Consider the following 19,783-nt stretch of genomic DNA (forward strand, 5'->3'; position numbering starts at 1 on the left):
CATCACGCCGACTTCGAGCCCGCGGCGCGGGCCCCACCGGGATCGACCATGAGATCGATATTAGGTTAGGCTAACCTAAATCCCGACCAACGGGGTTGTGCTTGCCAAGGGGAGTTTCGTGCACCCATCAGACCTCGCCGGTCGCGTCGCGGTGGTCACCGGCGCCGCGCAGGGCATCGGTGCCGCCGTGGTGCGGGCCCTCGTCGACCAAGGCGCGACCGTCGCCGCCACCGACCGCAATCCGACCGGCGTCAAAGACCTGATGGCCGACGACGGCACCGACGCGGTGATCGCCTACCCGCTCGATGTCACCGACGCCTCGGCGGTCGACGCCACCATCGCCGCGATCGAGAACCACCTCGGGCCGATCGACATCCTGGTCAACGTGGCCGGTGTGCTGCGCGTCTCACCGGTGACCGAACTCACCGACCGGGACTGGGCCGACACGTTCGCGGTCAACACCACCGGCGTGTTCCACACCGGTCGGGCGGTGGCCGGACCGATGGCCGCGCGCGGGCGCGGCAGCATCGTCACGGTCGGCTCCAACGCGGTCGGCGTCCCGCGCACCGGGATGGCGGCCTACGCGGCCTCCAAGGCCGCCGCCACGATGTTCACGATGTGTCTGGGACTGGAGCTGGCACGCAGCGGTGTGCGCTGTAACGTGGTTTCGCCGGGTTCCACCGACACCCCGATGCAACGCGCCCTGTGGACCGACCCCGAGGTGCCGAAGCGGGTGCTCGACGGCGATCCGGCGACGTGGCGCACCGGGATTCCGCTCGGCCGGATCGCGGACCCCGCCGACATCGCCGAGGCGGTCGTGTTCCTGGCCTCGGACCGAGCCCGACAGATCACCATGCACAACATGTACGTCGACGGCGGCGCCACGCTGCACGTGTGACGAACGGGCGTTCCTCGTATGGGACTTCGACCACGACCCGCCCGCCGCACCTGCCCCCGCACCCCCGCACCCCCGCACCCCCGCGCGACGCAAGGCGACGCACCGCGCGCGGCGACCGGAACCGCAGACCGTGGAAGCGGACCGCGGCGCATCCGCTCGACGTGCCCCACTCGCCCGGCCCACCGGCAGACCGACCGGTCGTCGGTGCCGCACGGACTCCGTACCACCCCGTCGGAGAATCAAAGGAGCCTCAGGTGACCACCCCAGAAGCCACCGGCCTGGCCACAGTGGGCGCGGCGACCGCGCTGCTGGAGGCGTATCGTCCGGGCGACACACGCTTCTTCGCGTCCCCCACCCGCACCCTGCTCGCGCACGGCACGCAGGCCGAAGTCGTGCACGACACAAGGCCGTTGCCGACACGCGTGGCCGCGACACTGGCCGACGCGAGCCCGGTCGGCGGCCGGCCGCCGATCGTGCTCGGCGCGGTGCCCTTCGACCAGAGCGCACCCGCCGCGCTCGTGGTGCCCGGCACGATCGACTGGGGGCCGCCGCTGTCCGCCGACCCGCTGATCGCGCTGGCCGCTCCCGCGCCGCCGCCGACCGACTGGGACATCCGCCCTGTACCCGCGCCGGAGGCCTACCGCGCAAGCGTCGCCGAGGCGGTGCGGCGCATGCGCGCGGGGGCGTTCGACAAGGTCGTGCTCGCCCGCACCCTGGAACTGCACGCGGCCGATCCGCCGGACATACCCGTCCTGTTGCAGCGCCTGGCCCGTCGTGATCCGCAGGGGTACACCTTCGCGGTCCCGGGCACCCGGCCCGACCACACCCTGATCGGTGCCAGCCCCGAACTGCTCGTCTCCCGGCACGGCGAGCGTGTGGTCGCCAACCCGCTCGCCGGATCCGCCAAGCGCAGCACCGACCTGGCCGAGGACGTACGCCGCGCGATGGCCCTGCTCGAATCCGAGAAGGACCTGCACGAACACGCCGTCGTGGTGGCGGCCGTGCGGGACGCGCTCGCCCCGCTCTGCGCCACGCTGGAGATCCCGGAACGGCCGACCCTGGTCTGCACCGCCGCGATGTGGCACCTGTCCACCACCGTCACGGGCACCGTGGACCCGGAACGACGGCCCTCCGCCCTGGAGTTGGCCTGCGCGCTGCACCCGACGCCGGCCGTCTGCGGCACCCCGACCGGCACCGCGCGGCAGACCATAGCCGACCTCGAACCCTTCGACCGGGGCCTGTACACCGGCATGGTCGGCTGGGGCGACGCGGACGGCGACGGCGAATGGGTGGTCACCATCCGCTGCGCCGAGGCGGCGAGCGACGTGCTGCGTCTGTACGCCGGTGCGGGCATCGTCGCGGAGTCCTCCCCGGACGCGGAAACCGCCGAGACCGAGGCCAAGTTCCGCACCTTCCTGCACGCCGTGGCGGGTGAACGATGAGCACCCCGAGCGCCCCGAGCGCCCCGAGCGCCCCGAACCCCGGGCCGCCCGCGCCCACCTGGCCCGCCGAGTTCGCCGAGCGCTACCGCGCGGCCGGTTGGTGGCGCGGCGAGACCTTCGGCGGCGTCCTGCGCGACCGCGCCGCCGCGCACCCGGACCGGGTCGCGATCGTGGACGGCGAACGCCACTGGACCTACCGCGACCTCGACGAGCGAGCCGACCGCGTCGCCGCCGGACTGCTCGCGCTCGGCGTCGCCAGGGGCGACCGGGTCGTGGTGCAACTGCCCAACGTGGCCGAGTTCTTCGCCGTGATCTTCGGCCTGTTCCGGATCGGCGCCCTGCCGGTGTTCGCGCTGCCCGCACACCGCCGGACCGAGATCGGCCACTTCTGCGCGTTCAGCGAGGCCGTCGCCTACGTGATCCCCGACGTGTCCGACGGCTTCGACCACCGCACCCTGGCGAGCGCGGTACAGGCGGTCACACCCACGCTTCGGCACGTCCTGGTGGTCGGCGACCCGGGCGAACACACCGCGCTGGTCGACATCGAGCGCGACCCGGTGGAGATCACCGACCCGCCGGCCCCGGGCGATCTCGCCTTCCTGCAACTGTCGGGAGGCAGTACGGGTGTGCCCAAGCTGATCCCGCGCACCCACGACGACTACATCTACTCGCTGCGCGGCTCCAACGAGATCTGCGAGGTGGACGCGGACAGCGTGTATCTGTGCGCGCTGCCCGCGGCCCACAACTTCCCGCTCAGCTCGCCCGGCACGCTCGGCGCGCTGTACGCGGGCGCACGGGTGGTGTTGTGCCCCAAACCCACCCCCGACGTCGCCTTCGCCCTGATCGAACGCGAACGGGTGACCATCACCGGCGTGGTTCCGCCGCTCGCCCTCGCCTGGACCGAGGCCGCCGAGCGCGGCGGCTTCGACCTGGGCAGCCTGCGCGTACTCCTGGTCGGCGGCGCCAAGTTCAGCGAGGAGGCGGCTCGTAGGGTCGCCCCCACCCTCGGCTGCACCCTGCAACAGGTGTTCGGGATGGCCGAGGGCCTGGTCAACTACACCCGCCTCGACGACCCCGACGAGGTGATCGTCACCTCGCAGGGCCGACCGATCTCCCCGGACGACGAGATCCGCATCGTCGACGACGCCGACGTCCCGCTTCCCGACGGCGAGACCGGACACCTGCTCACGCGCGGCCCCTACACGATCCGCGGCTACTGGAACGCGCCCGAGCACAACGCGAGATCGTTCACCGAGGACGGCTTCTACCGCACCGGCGACGTGGTCCGCAGACTCGCCTCCGGCCACCTCGTGGTGGAGGGCCGGGCCAAGGACCAGATCAACCGGGGCGGCGAGAAGGTGGCGGCGGAGGAGGTGGAGAACCACATCCTGGCCCACCCGTCCGTGCACGACGCGGCCGTGGTCGCGGTACCGGACGCCTACCTGGGCGAACGCACCTGCGCGTACGTGATCCTGCGCGCCGGCGCCGAACCGCTCAAGCCCGTGGCCATCCGCCGCTTCGTCCGCGAACGCGGTCTGGCCGGCTACAAGGTGCCCGACCACGTCGAGTTCGTCGAGACGTTCCCGTATACCGGCGTCGGCAAGGTCAGCAAGAAGGACCTGCGCGCGGCCATCGCGGCCGGACTGGCCGCCCGGGCCGGCTGAACCCGCGTCGTCCACCCCCACACCACCTCCCGAAGGACCGCCTCCCCGATGGCACTGCCCAAGATCGCCCCCTATCCCATGCCGACCTCGGCCGACCTGCCGACGAACCGGGTGGACTGGACCGTGGATCCCACCCGCGCCGCGCTCCTCGTGCACGACCTCCAGAACTACTTCCTGTCCGCGTTCACCCCGAACGCCTCGCCGATCACCGAACTGCTCGCCAACGTCGCCCGCCTCAAGGACGACTGCGACCGACTCGGCGTCCCCGTGGTCTACTCCGCGCAGCCCGGCGGCCAGACCGCCGAACAGCGCGGCCTGCAGCAGGACTTCTGGGGCCCGGGACTGCCCGACGACCTGCACGCGGCGGCCATCGCCGCACCGGTCGCGCCCGGCCCCGCCGACACCGTGCTGACCAAGTGGAAGTACAGCGCCTTCGTCCGCACCGAGTTGCGCCGCTGGATGCGCGACCTGGAGCGCGACCAGCTGATCATCGTCGGGGTGTACGCGCACATCGGTGTGACCACCACCGCGTGCGACGCGTGGATGCAGGACATCCAGACGTTCGTGGTGGCCGACGCGGTGGCAGACTTCACCTCGGACAACCATCGCATGGCCCTGTCCTGGGCCGCCGCGAACTGCGCGGTGGTCACCGATACCACATCACTCTTCGCGGGAAAGTAGACCGGACATGGCCCTGACCCTCGAGCTGATCCGCACCGACGTGGCCGACATCCTCGGCGAGGACCCGGCGGACATCCCCGACGACGAGAACCTGGTCGACTACGGCCTGGACTCGGTCCGGGTGATGGCGCTGGTGGAGCGCTGGACCCGCGACCACGGGGTGAGCGTGGACTTCGCCGACCTGGCGGAGCGGCCGACGCTGGAGGGGTGGTCGGAACTGCTCGCGCCGAGGCCGTAGTCGTCCGGTTCACGGGTGGCGTGGATCCGGGGCGCACAGGGCGTGGTCGATCAGCGCCGCGGTCGCCGCGTCCACCCGTGCACCGCCCGCCTCGTCGTTCTCGTCGACGCCGTTGCGCACCACCAGGACCGCGCGGCGCCCGTCGTCGGTGACGCCGTTCTCGCTGGAGAAGCCCAGGTCGTCGCCGCCGTGTTGCCAGTATCGCCCGCCGCAGCTCAACTCGGTGCTCTCCAGGCCCAGACCGTAACCGCGTCCGGGCTCGTCGGGAATCGCACGCGTACGCCGCATCTCGGCCGATTCGGCGGGCCCGAGCAGCCGGCCGGACGACAAGGCGACGAAGAACCGGTCGATGTCGCTCGGCGTGCTGTGGATGGCGCCCGACGCGTCGGCGACGGTGTGGTTGAGCACGGTGGTGTCGGTCGGCCGGGTGTCGCCCGCGAAGGTGTGCTGCGCCTGTGCGTGCGGCCGGGGCAGATACGGATCGTCGTCCGGGACGCGGGTGTCGTGCAGGCCGAGCGGGCGGATGATGCGATCGCGGACCTCCTCGCCCCAGGAGCGGCCGGTGACCTGCCGGATGATCAGGCCCACCAGCAGGTAGTTGGTGTTCGAGTACGCCCACGAACTCCCCGGCTCGAAGCGGCTCGGCAGGGTCAGCGCGGCGGCGACCAGATCCTCGGCGCGATAGTGCCGGAAACGGTTCTCCCGGTAGCCGCGCGCCGAGTAGAGGGCGGGTACGGCGGCGGGCAGCGCGGTGTAGCCGGGGATGCCGCTGGTGTGTTGGAGCAGGTGGCGCAGGGTGATCCGGCGGCCGTCGTTGCCGTTGCCGCGCACCACGCCCGGGAGCCGGGCCTCGATCGGTTCGTCGAGTCGCAACCGGCCCTCGGCGACCAGTTGGAGCGCGACGGTGGCGACGAAGGTCTTGGTCGTGCTGCCGGTGCGGTAGTGGCCGTTCGGGGGCAGCGGGCGGCCGGTGTGGAGTTCGGCCTCGCCGCTGCGGGCGGTACGGACGGTGCCCGCGCCGCCGGGCGTCGGGCGAGCCGTGTAGTGCACGGTGACGCCGATCGCGCCGGCCGCGTGGACCGCGTCGGTGTCGCGTTGGAGACGGGAGGCACGGGAGGAGTCGGTGGGGGAGTCGGTGCCCGCGACCGCCGTCGCCGCGTGCGGGGCGGCCGCCGTCAGGGTCAGGGCGACGCCCAGGACCAGGGCCGCCGGGCGGGACGACCTTCCGCGGATCCGGTTCGGCGCGGTCATCGTCGCGCGCCCCCCTCGGGGCAGAGCAGGCGGTCGGTGAGCCGTTGGATCGCGACCTCGGCGCGCAGGCCGTGTTCGTCGTCCGTGTAGGTGCCGTTGGCCACGATCACCGCGCTGCGCCGGCCGTGCTCGGTGACGCCGACGCGGATCTTGGAGCCCTCGACGTCCCCGCCGTGGCCCCACCGGTACCCGCCGCACGGCAGCGGTTGGCGCATCAGGCCGAGACCGCACCGCACACCCGGCATCACCTGCTCGAAGTCGGGCGGCATCGGTACGGTCTCGCGCATCAGCGCGAGTTGCGCCGGCGGGAGCAGTCGGCCGCGCAGCAGCGCGGTGAAGAATCGGTCCAGGTCGGCGTGTGTGGTGACCAGTTCGCCGGCGGCGTCGGCCCAGGACATGTTGCGTACGGTCGTGTCCACCCACTCGTCCCGGTCCGGGAAGCGATGGTACGAGTGGGCGTACGGCGCGGGCAGGGTCGGGTCGTCGCCCGGGGCGTGGGTGCCGGTGAGGCCGAGCGGACGCAGCACCCGGGCACGCACCTCCTCGGCCCAGTGTCGGCCGGTGACCCGCTCGACGATCATCCCGGCCAGGACGTAATTGGTGTTCGAGTACTCCCAGTTCGGCGCCGGGTCGTCGGGCGCGGCGGGCGGGAAGCCCGGTGGGAACCGCAGCGCGGCGGCGACGAGTTCGGCCGGCCCCATGTGGCGAAACCGCATCCGCTCGAAGTCGGCGGCGGTGTCGCCGAGTTCGATGCTGTAGTTGTGCAGCCCACTGGTGTGTCGCAGCAGGTTGTGCACGCTCACCCGGCGTCCGTCGTTGCCGTTGCCGGCCACCACGCCCGGCAACCACCGGTCCACCGAATCGGTGAGCGACAACCGCCGCTCGGCGACCAGTTGCAGCACGACGCCGGCCACGAACGCCTTGGTGGCACTCCCGGCCCGCAACGCGCCGCCGCGCGGCATCGGTCGCCCGGTCCGCAGGTCGCCGACACCGGCACTCGCCTCGATCCGCTCGGACCCGTCCCGGAGCAGGATCGCGACATTGACGTAGCCGCCCTCGCGAAGCAGCCACTCCGCCTCCCGGCGCAGTCGCGCACCGCCTTCCTGTGTCCGCCGCGCGGCGGCGGCGGGCGCGGTGGCGACCGCGGCGGACCCGGCCAGCGCCACGGCCAGTACGCAGCACCGGCGACGGGTCACGGTGGTGGGATTGCCGGGCAGGTGGATCGTATTCGGGAACACGCCGACTCCTCGGGGACGCACGGGTACCCCCCGAGGGTCCCGTCCGACGGGGTGCCGCAACGATCGTGCGGACACCCGAACCGGCGGGGGTGGAGCCCGGTGCGCGGAGGTGGGGTCAACCGAACCGGGCCGGGTTAGAGTCGGGCATGGCAACAGACGAGGGGACGACCGTTCGGGTCGACAGTTGGATCTGGTCGGTGCGGCTGACCAAGACCCGCTCGCTTGCCGCCGCGGCCTGCAAGGCCGGGCACGTGCGGGTCAACGGGGACCGGGTCAAGCCCGCCCAGACCGTCAAGGTCGGGGACGAGGTGCGGGTGCGCGTGGACGGCTACGAGCGGATCGTCGTGGTCAAGCGCATCGTGCGCAAACGGGTCGGGCCGCCGGTGGCCGCCGAGTGCCTGACCGACAACAGCCCGCCGCGTCCGCCTCGGGACGACCTGATGGTTCCCCAACGGGATCGGGGCACGGGCCGCCCGACCAAGCGCGACCGCCGCCTCCTGGAGCAGTTCCGCGAACACTGACGGATGGTGCGGTGGGCCCACCGAGCGGAGTGGGCCCACCCAGGCGGGTCAGACCGCGCCGGATCCCGTCGACCCCTCGTTCTTCGCCGACCCGGCCGACCCCGGGGACCCCACCCACTCGACCACGGCGTCCCTCGATGCCACCGCACGCGGCAACGTCTCGCCGCGGAAGAACGACGGCGCGACGAAGCGATACCCGAGCATGAGCACCGCGCCCAGCAACAGCGCGCCGATCCCGGTCAGGAACACCCCGCCGAGTTGCCAGTGCGGCGCGAACGGCAGGGTCCAGTACGTCGTGCCGTAGTCCTTGTCCGAGTAGACGTAGCAGGCGTCGATGAAGAAGTACGCCAGCAGTGCGCCGCCGAGCCCCGGCATGATGCCCTTGGTGATCAGGTCGCGCCGACTGCGGGTGAGCACGCGCCGGTAGTACCAGACGCAGGCGAAGCCGGTGATGCCGTAGTAGAACGCGATGGCCAGGCCGATCGAACCGATCGAGTCGGTCAGTACGTTCGTGCTGACCCGGGTGATCGCCACGTAGAACGCCACCGACGCGATCCCCATGCCGACCGTGGACCAGGTCGGCACCTGGTTGCGGGTGTGCACGCGCGAGAACTTCGCCGGGATGGCCCGGTGCGCGGCCATCGACAGCGCGGTGCGCGCGGTGGGCAGGATGGTGGTCTGGGTGGACGCCGCCGACGAGGTCAGCACCATGAACACCAGCAACTTGGCCATGAACCAGCCGAATCCGACGCTGCCGAAGACGCTCGAACCCAGGCTGGACAGTACGTCCCCGGAGTTGTCCGGATTGGCCAGACCGTCGCCGGTGTCGCCGGCGCCCGCGAAGGACAGCGCCGAGGTGCTGATCAGGACGTAGATCAGGAGGAGCAGGACGGTCGAGATCACCGCGGCCCGGCCGGGGGTGCGCGCGGAGTCCGCGGTCTCCTCGTTGATCGACACGGCCGTGTCCCAGCCCCAGTAGATGAACACTGCGGCCAGGACGCCCTTCGTCAGCGCGTCGACCGAGTCGATCTCGAACGGGTCGAACCAGGACCACGCGACGTGGACCGAGCCGTCCGGGGCGTTGCCGAGATAGACCTTCCAGAGCGCGGTGAGGCCGAGGGCGACCAGGACCACGATCTCGATGGTCAGCAGCACCTTCTGCAGGTTGGCGGACAGTTCGATGCCGACGTAGCAGATCCAGGTCATCAGGATGATCCAGACCACGCCCGCGAACGTGGTCCAGAACGTGTCCTCGGCGAGGCCGTGGGCGCCGACCAGTCGGAAGCCGTACTGGCCGGCGATCTGCGCGAGGTTGGCCATCACGATGACGTCCGCGACGATGATGGCCCAACCGCCCATCCAGCCGGTCATCGGGCCGAACGTGCGCGATCCCCAGGTGAAGGTGGTGCCGCAGTCCGGGTTGTCCTCGTTGAGTTCCTTGTAGCCGTACGCGATCAGGAACATCGGGACGAAGGCCAGGACCATGACGATCGGCGATTGCAGACCGACGCCCGCGACGATGATGCCGAGGGTGGCGGCCAGACTGTAGGCCGGTGCGGTGGAGGCGAGCCCGATCACGACGCTGGACGCGAGGTCCAGGGCGCCGGTCTTGAGGCCCTTCTCGCCGGCTGCGCGACGCGGGAGCGGTTCGGGCGCGGAGGGTCTTGCGGGGTCGGTGGAGACCATGGCGAACCGTCCTGTCCTAGACGGATGTTTTCTACCCGTTCGACCGATATCGGACCATTGAAGCAGGGGATCAGATTAGACCCCCCGACAAGCCGTCCGGCAGCCCCGAAGGCCGGAAAAATCAAGGGAACTGATGTCGTGTCAGGCGAGTGGGGCGGGGAGCGTCGCGGAGTGCGGCGGGGTGGTCACCGTCGGCCACGACGTCGACACCGCGCCCCTCCCCGCCCGCGGGCGCCGCTCAGGCCGGCACCCGGGTCGGTTCGGGGGTCGTGTGCTCGGCGGTCGGAACGGCGTGCGCGGGTGCGCGCCCCCGCATGCGGGAGTCCGTCCAGGTGCTCGCCAGGGCGATCAGGCCCAGCGCGACGCCGACCCACGCGACGGCGGCGTAGTCGAAGCCGGCCGCGATCACCCGGCCGCCGAGCAGCGGGCCGACGGTGATGCCGACGTTGAACGCCGCCGTGTTGGTCGCGCCGGCGAGGGTGGGGGCGTCGGACGCGATGGCGAACACCCGGGCGTTGACGGCCGGGTTGGCCGCGAAGCCGCCCGCGCCGAGCAGGAAGACCAGGACGAGGGTGGCGGGCACGTTCCGCGCGGTCAGCGCGAGCAGCAAGGACACGACGACGATCGTGCCGAGGCTGCCGTACAGCGTGCCGAACGGGTGTTCGTCGGCCAGTCGTCCGCCGACCGTGATCCCGACCACCGCGCCCACCCCGTACCAGGACAACACCAGCGGCACCCACGCCTCGCCGATCCCGGTGGTGTTGGTCAGCATCGTGCCGAGGTAGCTGAACACCGCGACCACGGCGCCGAAACCGGCCGCCGTCGTGGTGTAGGCGACCCACAGTCGCGGTCGGCGCATGGAGCGCAGTTCGGTCCGGACCGAGCGCGGCGTCTCGTCCGCGGTGTGACCGCCGGGCAGGACCGCGTACACCGCGACCGTGCTCAGCGCGGTGAGGAGGGCGACCGCCCAGAAGGCGGCACGCCAGCCGGCCCAGTTGCCGATCATGGTGCCGAGCGGGAGGCCGACCACGGTGGCCAGGGACAGTCCGCCCGCGACCACCGCCATCGCCTTGGCCCGCGCGTTCGGGGCGACCAGGCCGATGGCGGTGACGGCCGCCACCGCCCAGAAGCCGGCATAGGCGATGGCGCTGACCACGCGGGTGGCGAGCACCACCCAGTAGCCGGGGGCGAGCGCGCCGACCACGTGGCCCAGGACGAATACGGCCTGGAAGGCGATCAGGGCGGTCCGTCGCGGCCAGTGCAGGGTCAGTACGGCGAGCAGGGGCGCGCCGACGACCATGCCGACGGCGAAGGCCGAGATCAGCAGCCCGGCGTCGGGGATGGAGACGCCGAGGTCGGCGGCCATCGTCTCCAGCAGTCCGGAGAGCATGAACTCCGAGGTGCCTTGGGCGAATATGCCGAGTCCGAGGACGTAGACGGCCAGGGGCATGGGGTACTCCCGAGTCGGTGGTGCGGGCGTTCATGTTTTGGAATGTTCAGTTCAAAATGGGGGCATGCATGGGCGGGGCGCGAGGGTGTGGTGGGCGCCGTGTCGGCTCGGCGCCCGCGGACCGCTAGAGCGCCGCGAGTGTCGTCTCCGCGATCGCCGTGAGCCCCGCGCGGTCCACCCCGCTGCGGGCGGCGAGTCGGATTCCCGACACCGCGCCGATCACCGCGTGTGCGAGCGCGTCGGCGTCCTTGTCCCGGTCGATGTCGCCGTCGAGCCGGCCGGCGTCGATGGCGGCCTTGATCGCGGCGTGCCGGCGGCGATAGTCCCGTTCGAGCAGCGCCGTCACCTCGACGTCGCGGCCGGACAGTTCGATCGCGGTGTTGACCACCAGGCAGCCGCGCCGGTCACCGAGGTGGTCGGTCTCGTCGACCACGATCGTGGTCAGCAGGTCGCGGATCTTGTCGTGCACGGGACGATCGTTCTCCAGGTTCGCGACCTGGACGCTCGTCATGTGCTCGATGTAGCGCCGCAGCGCGCGCAGGAACAGATCGCGCTTGCTGCCGAACGTGTTGTAGATGCTGCTGCGGCCGAGGCCGGTCGCGTCGCACAGGTCCTGCGTCGAGGTGGCCTCGTAGCCCGCCCGCCAGAACGCGTCGAGCGCGGCCTGGACCGCCTGCTCCTCGTCGAACTTCCGTGGTCGGGCCATGTCGAGCACGCTAGCAGGTTTTGTAATGAGTGGTCCAATAAGGTTGATCGCTCTCCGCCATCGACGCCGCACGTTCGAGAGGGAAGGATTGTCGACCATGGTGGAGTGGGGGCCTCTGGCCGGGCTGGACGGGATCGACTGGGCGGGTTCGGGACACGCGTACGGCTCGGCCGAGGACGTGCCCGAACAACTGCGCGCGTTGCGCTCGGCGGACGCGGGGGAGCGGGGGCGGGCGCTGGACGCGCTCTACGGCAACATCTTTCATCAGGGCAGTCGTTACGAGGCGACGGCGCAGGCCGTACCGTTCCTGCTCGCGCTCGTCGCGGACCCGGGCACCCCGGATCGGGCCGAACTGGTGCACCTGCTCGCGGCGTTGGCGATCGGATTCGACGAGGTGCACCTTCCCGACGGGGTGGCGATCGCCGACTGGCGCGCTGCGGTGGGTCGGGCGCGCGCCGAGGGCGAGGAGGGGGCACGGCGGCGGTTCGACGGGTGGATCGCGGAGGCCGACGGGGAGGTCGAGCGGCGGGCCAGGGAGCGGCGGCGGGACACCTTCGACTTCGAGAAGTCGTGCCGGGCGGCCGAGTACGAACTGCGCGCGTACGACGCGGTACGCGCCGGGGTGCCGACGCTGTGCGGTGTGCTGACCGACCCGGATCCGCGACTGCGGGCGGCGGCGGCCCACGCGGTCGGCTGGTTTCCCGAGGAGGCGCCGCGGATCCTGCCCCGGCTGCGCGACCTGCCGGCGACGGAACCGGTACCGGGCGTGGCGGCGAACGCGATCGTGGCGATCGGTCTGCTCGGCGACGCGGCCCAGATAGCCCCGCTGCGGGCGTACCACCAGGGCACCGACGAACCCCTGGCCCGCTGGGCGGCGGCGATCGCGCTGGCCCGGCTCGGCGCGGCCGACCTCGAGGTGATCGCCGAACTCGCCGCCTGCACGGTGGACCCGCCGACCGACGACGAGGCGGTCCCGATGGGGTTCTTCGACGGGGACCTGCGGGCCTACGCGTCGAGCAGCCTGGTCGCCCTCGAAGCCGGCGAACTCCCGGTCGACGTACTGGAATCGGTCCTGGCAGGGCTGTCCCGCACCTCCGGCCCGGCAGCCTTCGCCATCACGGACGCGGCACTCCGCCTGGCCTTCGGCACGGAGGCGCGGGCTACGCCGGCACCGGCCTTCGCCGACTTACCGGAGGCGCGGCGCCGGGTCGTGGCGACCCTGGCCGAACTGGACGTGGACACCTGGAAGTGGGTCAACTTCCGCGAGCTGCTGCGGGCGCGCGACCTGCCGGACGACCGGGCGGCCTGCCGGAGGTACGCGGGATTGGCGGAGGACTGAGCCCGTGCCCCGGCGGGGTGGTGGCTACCGCGTCGGCGGTGCCCGCAGCGTCTCCGGGTCGGTGGCGGCCGTCAGCAGGCGGGCGTGGATGGCGGTGCCGGCCCGGGTGTAGGCGCTCTCGTCGTCGTGCAGGACGCTGATGCCGTTGGCGGTTTCCAGGAACGCGATGATCTCGAAGACGAGTTGGGCCACGTCCAGGTCCCGGTGGGCCTCGCCCCGGGTCTTCGCGGCCTCGGCCTCGGCGATCAGCAGTGCGCGCCAACCACTCCAGGCACCGGCCAGCGCGTCGCGGACCCGGCCCGGGCGGGCGTCGAATTCGGCGGCGGTGTTGAAGAAGAAGCAACCACCGGGGAAGACCCGCTCGCGCGAGTAGGCGATCCAGCGCTCGGTCAGCCGCCACAGCCGGATCAGGCCGGCCGGCCCCTCCATCGCCGGGGTCACCACGTGGTCCACGTAGACCTCGATCGCCGCGCCGATCGCGGCGAGTTGCAATTCCTCCTTGGATCCGAAGTGGGCGAACACCCCGCTCTTGCTGATCTCCAGATCGCTCGCGAGCCGGCCGATGGACAGGCCCTCCAGTCCCTCCATCGAGGCGATGTCGGCGGCCCGATGGACGATCGCCTGCCGGGTGCGATCGCCCTTGCGGACTCGCCCGTCGGTCGCGGACGTGCTCATGACCACTCCTGTCTGCGCCGGCTCGACCGGTCCGGCCCCTCGGGTCGGCCCGCCGCCTGCTCGGCCGACCGGCGTCGATTATCCCGCTGTCGCGCCCGCCCCCGGGCCTTGACAGTCTTCGCCGACCTGATAAATAGTACGACCGGTCGTGCAATTTTGATACAACGGGTTGCATCCCATCCCGACGAACCACTCACCCAGGGGGCATGCGGACATGACCTATCCGAAGGGGACCGGCGCCATCGCCCGCCGGATCGATACCGAACCCGCCTCGACGGCAACGGCGCCGGCCGTTCCGAGGGACCCGGCGCGCCCCGTGGCGGGCGGTGTGCGGGCCGGGGAGACGTCCGCGCGGTTGACCCTGAGGGCGGTGACGGCGCTGTCCCCGAGGGCCGCCGGGGCGCTGGCGTATGTGCTGTTTCGGCGTCCTTTCGGGCGCAGTCCGGTCCGGCCCGCGGAGCGTTCGGCGCACCTGTTCGCGGTCACCGACACGTTGGACGTCGGCGGTCGGAAGGTCGTCACCTACCGCTGGGGCGACGGGGCCGATCCGGTTCTGCTGCTGCACGGATGGCAGTCCCGGGCCTCGCGCTTCGCGCCGTTCGTCGAGGAGTTGCGGGCCCGGGGCCTGACCCCGATCGGCTTCGACGCGCCGGGGAACGGGGATTCGGGCGGGATCGGGCCCACGGTTTTGGACTATGCCGAGATCGCCCGGCAACTCCAGGAGCGGCACGGGCGGTTCCGGGCCATGCTGGCGCATTCCTTCGGTGTGCTCGGGGCCTTCCAGGCGTTGCGCTCGGGAGTGCGGGCGGATCGGGTGGTGGCGATCGGCGGAGTGTGCGACATGGAATACCTGTTGTACCGGTTCAGCGCCCGACTCCGGTTGGACGCGCGGGTCGTGGCGCTGGTCCGGGAGCGGGCGGACGAGCGGCTGCTGGCCCCGGAGTCGGACATCTGGGAGCGGTTCTCCGCGTCCTACGGTCCCGAGCCGGTACGGGTGCCGATCCTGGTCGTGCACGACGAGGACGACCCGATGGCGACGGTCGATCAGGGGTATCGGCTCGCGGCGGCCCATCCCGACCGGGCCCGGCTGTTCGTCACCAGGGGACTCGGCCATCACCGCGTGATGAGCGACCCGGCCGTGGTCGCCGAGGTGCTGCGTTTCCTCGACGAAGCCGAGGCGCCCGTGCCGGCGGCCCGCCGGGTGGCGTAGCACGCTGTCACCCACCCGATGTGTGCCGCCGGCGGGGGTCGAGGCGCCACGGGGAGATCCCGGCCGAGGGCCACGGATACCGGTCGAGGACGCGCGAGGGCGTGGTGGTGCCCTCGTCGTCGTCGACGACGTGGAGGTAGCGCAGGCCGACGTAGTTCGCGGTCGGGTGGCCGGCGAGCAGCGGGCCGGCGAAGCTGCCGGTGCCCGTGGCCATGTCGGTGCGCGGGTTGGCGAGTTGGATGTACGTGAAGGTGCCCGCGCTCCGGGCGATCCAGCCGGTGAAGATCACCACGTGGCCGTCGGCGGTGTCGTCCAGCGCGTCGCCGGGGAGCAGGTCGTCGCGGTCGACCCGATCGGTGACCGAACGCCGGTCGAGGGAATCGGTGGTGAAGTCGGTGCTCGGCAGATGCCAGGCCATCGCGACCATTCCCGAGCAGTCCGTGCGGTAGTCGTGCGCGCCCTCGGCGTCCGGGGCGACGGCCTGCTGGTCGTACTCGACTCCGCGGTCGAACCAGTCCTCCGCCCGGGCCAGGACCTCCGAACGGGCGATGGCTCCACCACGCGTGGAGGCGGCCTCGGCCGCCGGCGCGGTGGTCAGGCCGAGGGCGGTCGCGGAGAGGAGGAGGGCGATCGTCACGCGGGCGCGGGTCCGGGCGCCGGCTCGGGTGTGACGGCGGGTCGCAGGAAGGTTCAAATGGTGCATTTCACTAGATTTATCCACAACATGGCAATCCCGACGCATCCGCCGGGGTGTGTCGGCCTGCGGATCAATCGCCCAGTGCCGCCCGGGACGCGGCCAGGGCGGCGGCCTCGATCGACCTCGGCGGGGTTCGGCCCGCCCCCAGGTGTCGGCGCAGCGCCGCGTACGGCACGTCGACCAGCGCGAACGTGACCCGCTCCAGACCCGCCGACGAGACGCGGCCGAAGCGCGCCCGGGTGTACGCCCGCAGCGCCTCGCGCACCGCGTCGTTGATCCCGGCGGGATCCGGACCGAGTTCGGTGGGCCAGTGGGCGACCAGGTCCTCGCGGCGATGCAGGAGCAACACCCGAGCCTGGTCCGGATGCTCCCGGGCCCAGCCCAGCACGGCCCGGATCGCCCGGTCGGCGCCGCGCTCGGGGTCCGGGTCGGCCAGCGCGGCCAGGAAGGGCTCCTGGAAGCGGTGCACGGTGCGCACCCACAGCCGGGCGAGCAGCACATCGCGCGACGCGAACCGGTGGTACACGGACCCGACCGGCGCCGCCGCCTCGGCGGCCACGGCCGCCATCGTCACCCCGGACGCGCCGGCCCGCGCGGCGACCCGCAGCGCGGCGTCGAGGAAGTCGTCGTCGCCGAACCTCGGTTTGCGGCCCACGTCCGTCCGCCTCACCCTCGTGCTTGATTTTTACTGGAACCATGATTCTAGTATGGAGTCACCAATATCGTGCAGGCGTTGTGAACGATCGGCGGTCGACCATGCCCATCACCCCCACCCTCCTCGACACGGCCCTGCGCATCGTGCGCTCCCACGGGTTGGGCTTCTTGGCCACCACCGACGAGCGCGGCGCGCCCCGGGTGCGCCTGGTGCAACACCTCGCGGTCGAGGACGACGCGACGATCTGGTTCGCCACCAGTCCGCGCTCGCGCAAGGCGCTCGACATCGGTGCCCGGCCCGAGGTGTCGTACTCGGTCGAGGATCGCCGGGCGGTCGCCTACGCGACGCTCCATGCCCGGGCCGAACCGGTCCACTCCGAGTCGGAGTCGATCGCGCGCTGGGACGAGACGCTGCGGCCGTTCTTCCCGGCGGGTCCGACCGGGGGCGACTTCGTGCTGGTGCGCCTGGTGCCGTATCGGGTCGAGGTGCTCGACTTCTCCGCCGGGGTGCACCCGGAGCCCTACGGGCTGGTGCCGGCGATGTCGGTGCTCTCCGGTGCCGGGTCGGGGTCGCCTCAGGCGGGGAAGTCGAAGCCGTAGCCCTGTTGCACGAGCCAGGGGAGCAACTGCTTGAGCGCGGCCAGGGTCTGTGCGCGGTCGCCGCCCGCGTCGTGCATCAGGATTATCCCGCCGGGCCTCAGCTCCTTCTCGGCGGTGGCCAGGATCTTGTCCGCGCCGGGGCGCTGCCAGTCGCGGGTGTCGTCGGACCAGTCCAGCGAGCGCATGCCGTACCCCGCCGCCATCGCGCGTACCTGCGGTGACCAGTCGCCGCCGGGCGCGCGGAACCAGTCGACCTTCGTGCCGGCTCCGGCCGCCGCGACGATCTGGTCGTGCGCGGTGGTGATCTCGTACTTGATCCGGGACAGCGGGCGCTTCGCGATGCCCTCGTCGTGGGTGACCGAGTGGTCGCACAGCCGGTTGCCGTCCGCGACGACCTCCTTGACCAGTTTCGGATTGGCCTTCGCGTTCGGGCCGAGCATGCAGAACGTCGCCTTGGCCCGGTACTGCTTCAGCAGCGCGAGCACCTGCGGCGTCCACTGCGGGCTCGGCCCGTCGTCGAAGGTCAGCGCGACCGTACGCCCGCCGGTCGCGGTCTTGCGCACCAGCGCGTCCGGCACCAGCGGCGCCGGTATCGATGCCTGCGGATCGGCCGCGGTGGGCGCGTCGGACGGTGGCGGACCGACCTCCGCCGACCCCTCGCGCCCACCCGGCGCGGCCTTGTCTCCGGAGCCGCCCGAATCCGACGAACACGCCGCGGTCCCGGCGGCGAGCACCCCGGCCACGGCGAGAACGGTCAGACGACGCAGGACACGGCGGGTGGGAAGGCTCGTCACCGGTGACTCCAAGCACTGTTCGGAACTACGGACACATGTCCGAACACGTACGCGGCCAACGGACGGGTTCCGCACCCGAAGCCCATTTTGCGGCGACTTGGCGTGCCCTTGGCCCTCGGCGGGAGGTCAGTCGCGGTCGAGGGCGCCGAGCGTGGCGGGCAGGTCGGGAGTTTCGGCGGCGGGGCGGTTGTAGGGGAGTCGGCCCAGTACGGCGGCCATGCCGCAGGTGTTCGTGACGGCGGAGAAGACCAGGCCGGAGCCGATCGCCGCGGACAGGAGGCGGGCCTTGGGCGCACCGCGGCCGGCGAGCAGGCCGAGCACCACGAGGGAGCCGGCGGCGAGCCGGACCTGGCGCTCCATCGGCCACACCCGGCGGGCGCCGTCCGGGGCGTCCAGGGCGTGGCCCTCGGCGGCCCAGGCCGAGGTGCCGCCGGTCAGGTGCGCGGCCTCGACGCCGGCGGCGGCCAACTCGGTGCGGGCCCGCTCGGAGCGGGCCCCGGAGGCGCAGACGATCAACAGTTCGGGATGCGCCGCCCGCTTGAGCACCGGCACCGCCTCGCGCAGCCGGTCCAGCGGGACGTTGTACGCGCCGGGGATGTGGCCCGTGGCGAACTCGCCGGGGGTGCGCACGTCGAGCACGGTGAACGCGGTCAACCGGGCGCGGACCTGCGCGGGAGCGAGGGCGGTCATGTGATCGGCCTTTCGACGGCCCGCCCGCTGCCGGGTCGGGGAGCCGCGCCGGTGCGTGGCGCGGCTCCCCGGACTCGACACCGGGTGGGGTGATGGGGAGGACTACCTTCCGGTAACGGTGGGATCGAGCAGAGCGTTCCGGTCGGGTGGCGGATTTCGGGTCGGCACGGGACGCCCGACCCGCCCCGCCCGCTCCGGGGGCTCGGCACCGTCGACCCGGTTCGCCCCTTCCGCCCGCCCCAGGAGTTCGGCGACCAGGGGAGCCACCTGGTCCAGTTCGAGCAGGAAGCCGTCGTGGCCGTACGCGGAGCGCACCACGCGCAGTGGGCCCGCGGTCGGGATGGCGTCGGCGAGGGTCCGCTGCTGGCTCGGCGGGTACAGGCGGTCGCTGTCGACGGCCGCGACCACCGTCGGGGCGGTGATCCGGGCGAGCGCCGCCGCCACGCCGCCCCGACCCCGGCCCACGTCGTGGCTGTTCATCGCCTCGGTCAGGGCCACGTAGCTGCCCGCGTCGAAGCGTGCGCTCAACTTGGCCGCGTGGTGGTCCAGATAGGACTCGACGGCGTAGCGGCCGTTCGGGCCCTCGCCCGGCTGTCGTCGCCGGCCGAAACGGGCGGCCAGTTCGGGCTCGCTGCGATAGGTGACGTGCGCGATGCGGCGGGCCAGGCCGAGCCCCCGCCAGGGCCCGGCCTCGGCCGGCCGGTCGTGGTAGTCGCCGTCGGCCCACCCCGGATCGGCCCGGATCGCGTGCAGCTGTGTCGAGCACCACGCGATCTGCTCGGCGCCGGCCGCCGCGGCGGTGGCGATCAGGAACAGCGCGCCGACCCGCTCCGGATGGCTCACCGCCCACTCCACCGCCCGCATCCCGCCCATCGACCCGCCCACCACGGCCGCCCAGCGCTCGACGCCCCACACGTCGGCGGCGGCCACCTCGGCGGCCACCTGGTCGCGAATGGTCAACCGGGGAAAGCGACTTCCCCAGGCCCGGCCGCCCGGACCGGGCGAGGCGGGGCCGGTGCTGCCCCGGCAACCGCCGAGCGCGTTCGGCGCGACCACGAACCAGCGGTCGGTGTCCAGCGCCCGACCCGGGCCGATCAGGCCGTCCCACCAACCGGGAGTGGGAAAGCCGGGACCGGCCGGACCGGCGACGTGGCTGTCCCCGGTCAACGCGTGCAGGACCAGCACCGCGTTCGAGCGGTCCGGGGCGAGCCGACCCCACGTCTCGTAGCCGATCCGGACCTCGGGCAGCACCTCCCCCGACTCGGTCCACAGCGGTGCGGGCAGGGTCAGCGAACGAGGCCCCGCCGGGGCGGGCGTGGTGTGTGCGGCGTGCGACATGGCGAGCGTTC

Annotated in this window: 20 protein-coding genes; 9 read left to right on the forward strand and 11 right to left on the reverse strand. The window is 72.3% G+C overall.

Annotated elements, in window-relative coordinates:
• Nucleotides 1-118 precede the first annotated feature (118 nt).
• From EMA17_RS06105 to EMA17_RS06125, 5 genes are all read left to right on the forward strand, one after another.
• Nucleotides 119-898, forward strand: a complete 780-nt coding sequence (locus EMA17_RS06105) for a 2,3-dihydro-2,3-dihydroxybenzoate dehydrogenase (protein ID WP_126635868.1) — start codon at nucleotides 119-121, stop codon at nucleotides 896-898.
• A 254-nt stretch (nucleotides 899-1,152) separates the two neighbouring features.
• On the forward strand, nucleotides 1,153-2,340 hold the full coding sequence (gene dhbC, locus EMA17_RS06110; protein WP_170222113.1) for an isochorismate synthase DhbC: 1,188 nt from the start codon (nucleotides 1,153-1,155) through the stop codon (nucleotides 2,338-2,340).
• On the forward strand, nucleotides 2,337-4,004 hold the full coding sequence (locus EMA17_RS06115; protein WP_126635869.1) for a (2,3-dihydroxybenzoyl)adenylate synthase: 1,668 nt from the start codon (nucleotides 2,337-2,339) through the stop codon (nucleotides 4,002-4,004). Before dhbC ends, EMA17_RS06115 begins: the two co-directional genes overlap by 4 nt.
• 48 nt (nucleotides 4,005-4,052) lie before the next feature.
• Nucleotides 4,053-4,685, forward strand: a complete 633-nt coding sequence (locus EMA17_RS06120; RefSeq protein WP_126635870.1) for an isochorismatase family protein — start codon at nucleotides 4,053-4,055, stop codon at nucleotides 4,683-4,685.
• Nucleotides 4,686-4,692: 7 nt separating this feature from the next.
• Nucleotides 4,693-4,923 carry a phosphopantetheine-binding protein gene (locus EMA17_RS06125; RefSeq protein WP_126635871.1) on the forward strand — a complete coding sequence of 77 codons (231 nt, stop codon included), beginning with the start codon at nucleotides 4,693-4,695 and terminating at the stop codon, nucleotides 4,921-4,923.
• Nucleotides 4,924-4,932: 9 nt separating this feature from the next.
• Here EMA17_RS06125 and EMA17_RS06130 read toward each other — a convergent pair whose 3' ends face one another.
• The gene (locus tag EMA17_RS06130; RefSeq protein WP_126635872.1) at nucleotides 4,933-6,174 is read right to left on the reverse strand and encodes a serine hydrolase domain-containing protein; all 1,242 of its coding nucleotides are present in this window, start codon (nucleotides 6,172-6,174) and stop codon (nucleotides 4,933-4,935) included.
• Nucleotides 6,171-7,412 (reverse strand): serine hydrolase domain-containing protein, encoded by a 1,242-nt coding sequence (locus tag EMA17_RS06135; protein ID WP_246126478.1) that lies wholly within the window; start codon nucleotides 7,410-7,412, stop codon nucleotides 6,171-6,173. Before EMA17_RS06135 ends, EMA17_RS06130 begins: the two co-directional genes overlap by 4 nt.
• 146 nt (nucleotides 7,413-7,558) lie before the next feature.
• On the opposite strand from EMA17_RS06135, the gene EMA17_RS06140 reads away from it, so the two are divergent.
• On the forward strand, nucleotides 7,559-7,933 hold the full coding sequence (locus EMA17_RS06140; protein ID WP_126635873.1) for an RNA-binding S4 domain-containing protein: 375 nt from the start codon (nucleotides 7,559-7,561) through the stop codon (nucleotides 7,931-7,933).
• A 48-nt stretch (nucleotides 7,934-7,981) separates the two neighbouring features.
• Here the strand turns inward: EMA17_RS06140 and EMA17_RS06145 are convergent, their stop codons facing one another.
• The 3 genes from EMA17_RS06145 to EMA17_RS06155 form a co-directional block, all read right to left on the reverse strand.
• The gene (locus EMA17_RS06145; RefSeq protein ID WP_246126479.1) at nucleotides 7,982-9,619 is read right to left on the reverse strand and encodes an APC family permease; all 1,638 of its coding nucleotides are present in this window, start codon (nucleotides 9,617-9,619) and stop codon (nucleotides 7,982-7,984) included.
• Between the two features lie 238 nt (nucleotides 9,620-9,857).
• Entirely contained in the window at nucleotides 9,858-11,069 is a 1,212-nt protein-coding gene (locus EMA17_RS06150; RefSeq protein WP_126635874.1) for a Cmx/CmrA family chloramphenicol efflux MFS transporter, read from the reverse strand.
• Nucleotides 11,070-11,193: 124 nt separating this feature from the next.
• Nucleotides 11,194-11,775, reverse strand: coding sequence for a TetR/AcrR family transcriptional regulator (locus EMA17_RS06155; protein WP_126635875.1), 582 nt, complete (start codon nucleotides 11,773-11,775; stop codon nucleotides 11,194-11,196).
• Nucleotides 11,776-11,872: 97 nt separating this feature from the next.
• Between EMA17_RS06155 and EMA17_RS06160 the strand changes: the two genes are divergently transcribed.
• The gene (locus tag EMA17_RS06160) at nucleotides 11,873-13,114 is read left to right on the forward strand and encodes a HEAT repeat domain-containing protein (protein ID WP_126635876.1); all 1,242 of its coding nucleotides are present in this window, start codon (nucleotides 11,873-11,875) and stop codon (nucleotides 13,112-13,114) included.
• A gap of 24 nt (nucleotides 13,115-13,138) precedes the next feature.
• Here EMA17_RS06160 and EMA17_RS06165 read toward each other — a convergent pair whose 3' ends face one another.
• Nucleotides 13,139-13,789 (reverse strand): TetR/AcrR family transcriptional regulator, encoded by a 651-nt coding sequence (locus EMA17_RS06165; protein WP_126635877.1) that lies wholly within the window; start codon nucleotides 13,787-13,789, stop codon nucleotides 13,139-13,141.
• Nucleotides 13,790-14,003: 214 nt separating this feature from the next.
• Here EMA17_RS06165 and EMA17_RS06170 point away from each other — a divergent pair, with 214 nt between their 5' ends.
• Nucleotides 14,004-14,999, forward strand: a complete 996-nt coding sequence (locus EMA17_RS06170) for an alpha/beta hydrolase (RefSeq protein WP_126635878.1) — start codon at nucleotides 14,004-14,006, stop codon at nucleotides 14,997-14,999.
• 7 nt (nucleotides 15,000-15,006) lie between these two features.
• Here EMA17_RS06170 and EMA17_RS06175 read toward each other — a convergent pair whose 3' ends face one another.
• Both EMA17_RS06175 and EMA17_RS06180 read right to left on the reverse strand, forming a co-directional pair.
• Nucleotides 15,007-15,636, reverse strand: coding sequence for a hypothetical protein (locus tag EMA17_RS06175; protein WP_126635879.1), 630 nt, complete (start codon nucleotides 15,634-15,636; stop codon nucleotides 15,007-15,009).
• A 130-nt stretch (nucleotides 15,637-15,766) separates the two neighbouring features.
• The gene (locus EMA17_RS06180) at nucleotides 15,767-16,351 is read right to left on the reverse strand and encodes a TetR/AcrR family transcriptional regulator (protein WP_160161326.1); all 585 of its coding nucleotides are present in this window, start codon (nucleotides 16,349-16,351) and stop codon (nucleotides 15,767-15,769) included.
• Between the two features lie 101 nt (nucleotides 16,352-16,452).
• On the opposite strand from EMA17_RS06180, the gene EMA17_RS06185 reads away from it, so the two are divergent.
• Nucleotides 16,453-16,950 (forward strand): pyridoxamine 5'-phosphate oxidase family protein, encoded by a 498-nt coding sequence (locus EMA17_RS06185; RefSeq protein WP_126635881.1) that lies wholly within the window; start codon nucleotides 16,453-16,455, stop codon nucleotides 16,948-16,950.
• Here the strand turns inward: EMA17_RS06185 and EMA17_RS06190 are convergent.
• The 3 genes from EMA17_RS06190 to metX form a co-directional block, all read right to left on the reverse strand.
• The gene (locus tag EMA17_RS06190; RefSeq protein WP_246126480.1) at nucleotides 16,926-17,744 is read right to left on the reverse strand and encodes a polysaccharide deacetylase family protein; all 819 of its coding nucleotides are present in this window, start codon (nucleotides 17,742-17,744) and stop codon (nucleotides 16,926-16,928) included. The genes EMA17_RS06185 and EMA17_RS06190 overlap by 25 nt on opposite strands.
• 126 nt (nucleotides 17,745-17,870) lie before the next feature.
• Nucleotides 17,871-18,434 carry a rhodanese-like domain-containing protein gene (locus EMA17_RS06195; protein ID WP_126635882.1) on the reverse strand — a complete coding sequence of 188 codons (564 nt, stop codon included), beginning with the start codon at nucleotides 18,432-18,434 and terminating at the stop codon, nucleotides 17,871-17,873.
• Between the two features lie 102 nt (nucleotides 18,435-18,536).
• Nucleotides 18,537-19,772 (reverse strand): homoserine O-acetyltransferase MetX, encoded by a 1,236-nt coding sequence (gene metX, locus EMA17_RS06200; protein ID WP_126635883.1) that lies wholly within the window; start codon nucleotides 19,770-19,772, stop codon nucleotides 18,537-18,539.
• Between the last annotated feature and the right edge of the window lie 11 nt (nucleotides 19,773-19,783).

Origin of the sequence: Embleya hyalina (genome assembly GCF_003967355.1) — a bacterium.
In the GTDB taxonomy this organism is placed as follows: Bacteria; Actinomycetota; Actinomycetes; order Streptomycetales; family Streptomycetaceae; genus Embleya; species Embleya hyalina.

Coding starts and splice junctions, on each gene's coding strand:
- EMA17_RS06115 (WP_126635869.1), top strand. CDS start 2,337: ATGAGCACCCCGAGCGCCCCGAGCGCCCCGAGCGCCCCGAACCCCGGG.
- EMA17_RS06195 (WP_126635882.1), bottom strand. CDS start 18,434: ATGACCGCCCTCGCTCCCGCGCAGGTCCGCGCCCGGTTGACCGCGTTC.
- EMA17_RS06130 (WP_126635872.1), bottom strand. CDS start 6,174: ATGACCGCGCCGAACCGGATCCGCGGAAGGTCGTCCCGCCCGGCGGCC.
- EMA17_RS06185 (WP_126635881.1), top strand. CDS start 16,453: ATGCCCATCACCCCCACCCTCCTCGACACGGCCCTGCGCATCGTGCGC.
- metX (WP_126635883.1), bottom strand. CDS start 19,772: ATGTCGCACGCCGCACACACCACGCCCGCCCCGGCGGGGCCTCGTTCG.
- EMA17_RS06140 (WP_126635873.1), top strand. CDS start 7,559: ATGGCAACAGACGAGGGGACGACCGTTCGGGTCGACAGTTGGATCTGG.
- EMA17_RS06160 (WP_126635876.1), top strand. CDS start 11,873: ATGGTGGAGTGGGGGCCTCTGGCCGGGCTGGACGGGATCGACTGGGCG.
- EMA17_RS06125 (WP_126635871.1), top strand. CDS start 4,693: ATGGCCCTGACCCTCGAGCTGATCCGCACCGACGTGGCCGACATCCTC.
- EMA17_RS06120 (WP_126635870.1), top strand. CDS start 4,053: ATGGCACTGCCCAAGATCGCCCCCTATCCCATGCCGACCTCGGCCGAC.
- EMA17_RS06150 (WP_126635874.1), bottom strand. CDS start 11,069: ATGCCCCTGGCCGTCTACGTCCTCGGACTCGGCATATTCGCCCAAGGC.
- EMA17_RS06155 (WP_126635875.1), bottom strand. CDS start 11,775: ATGGCCCGACCACGGAAGTTCGACGAGGAGCAGGCGGTCCAGGCCGCG.
- EMA17_RS06145 (WP_246126479.1), bottom strand. CDS start 9,619: ATGGTCTCCACCGACCCCGCAAGACCCTCCGCGCCCGAACCGCTCCCG.
- EMA17_RS06165 (WP_126635877.1), bottom strand. CDS start 13,789: ATGAGCACGTCCGCGACCGACGGGCGAGTCCGCAAGGGCGATCGCACC.
- EMA17_RS06170 (WP_126635878.1), top strand. CDS start 14,004: ATGACCTATCCGAAGGGGACCGGCGCCATCGCCCGCCGGATCGATACC.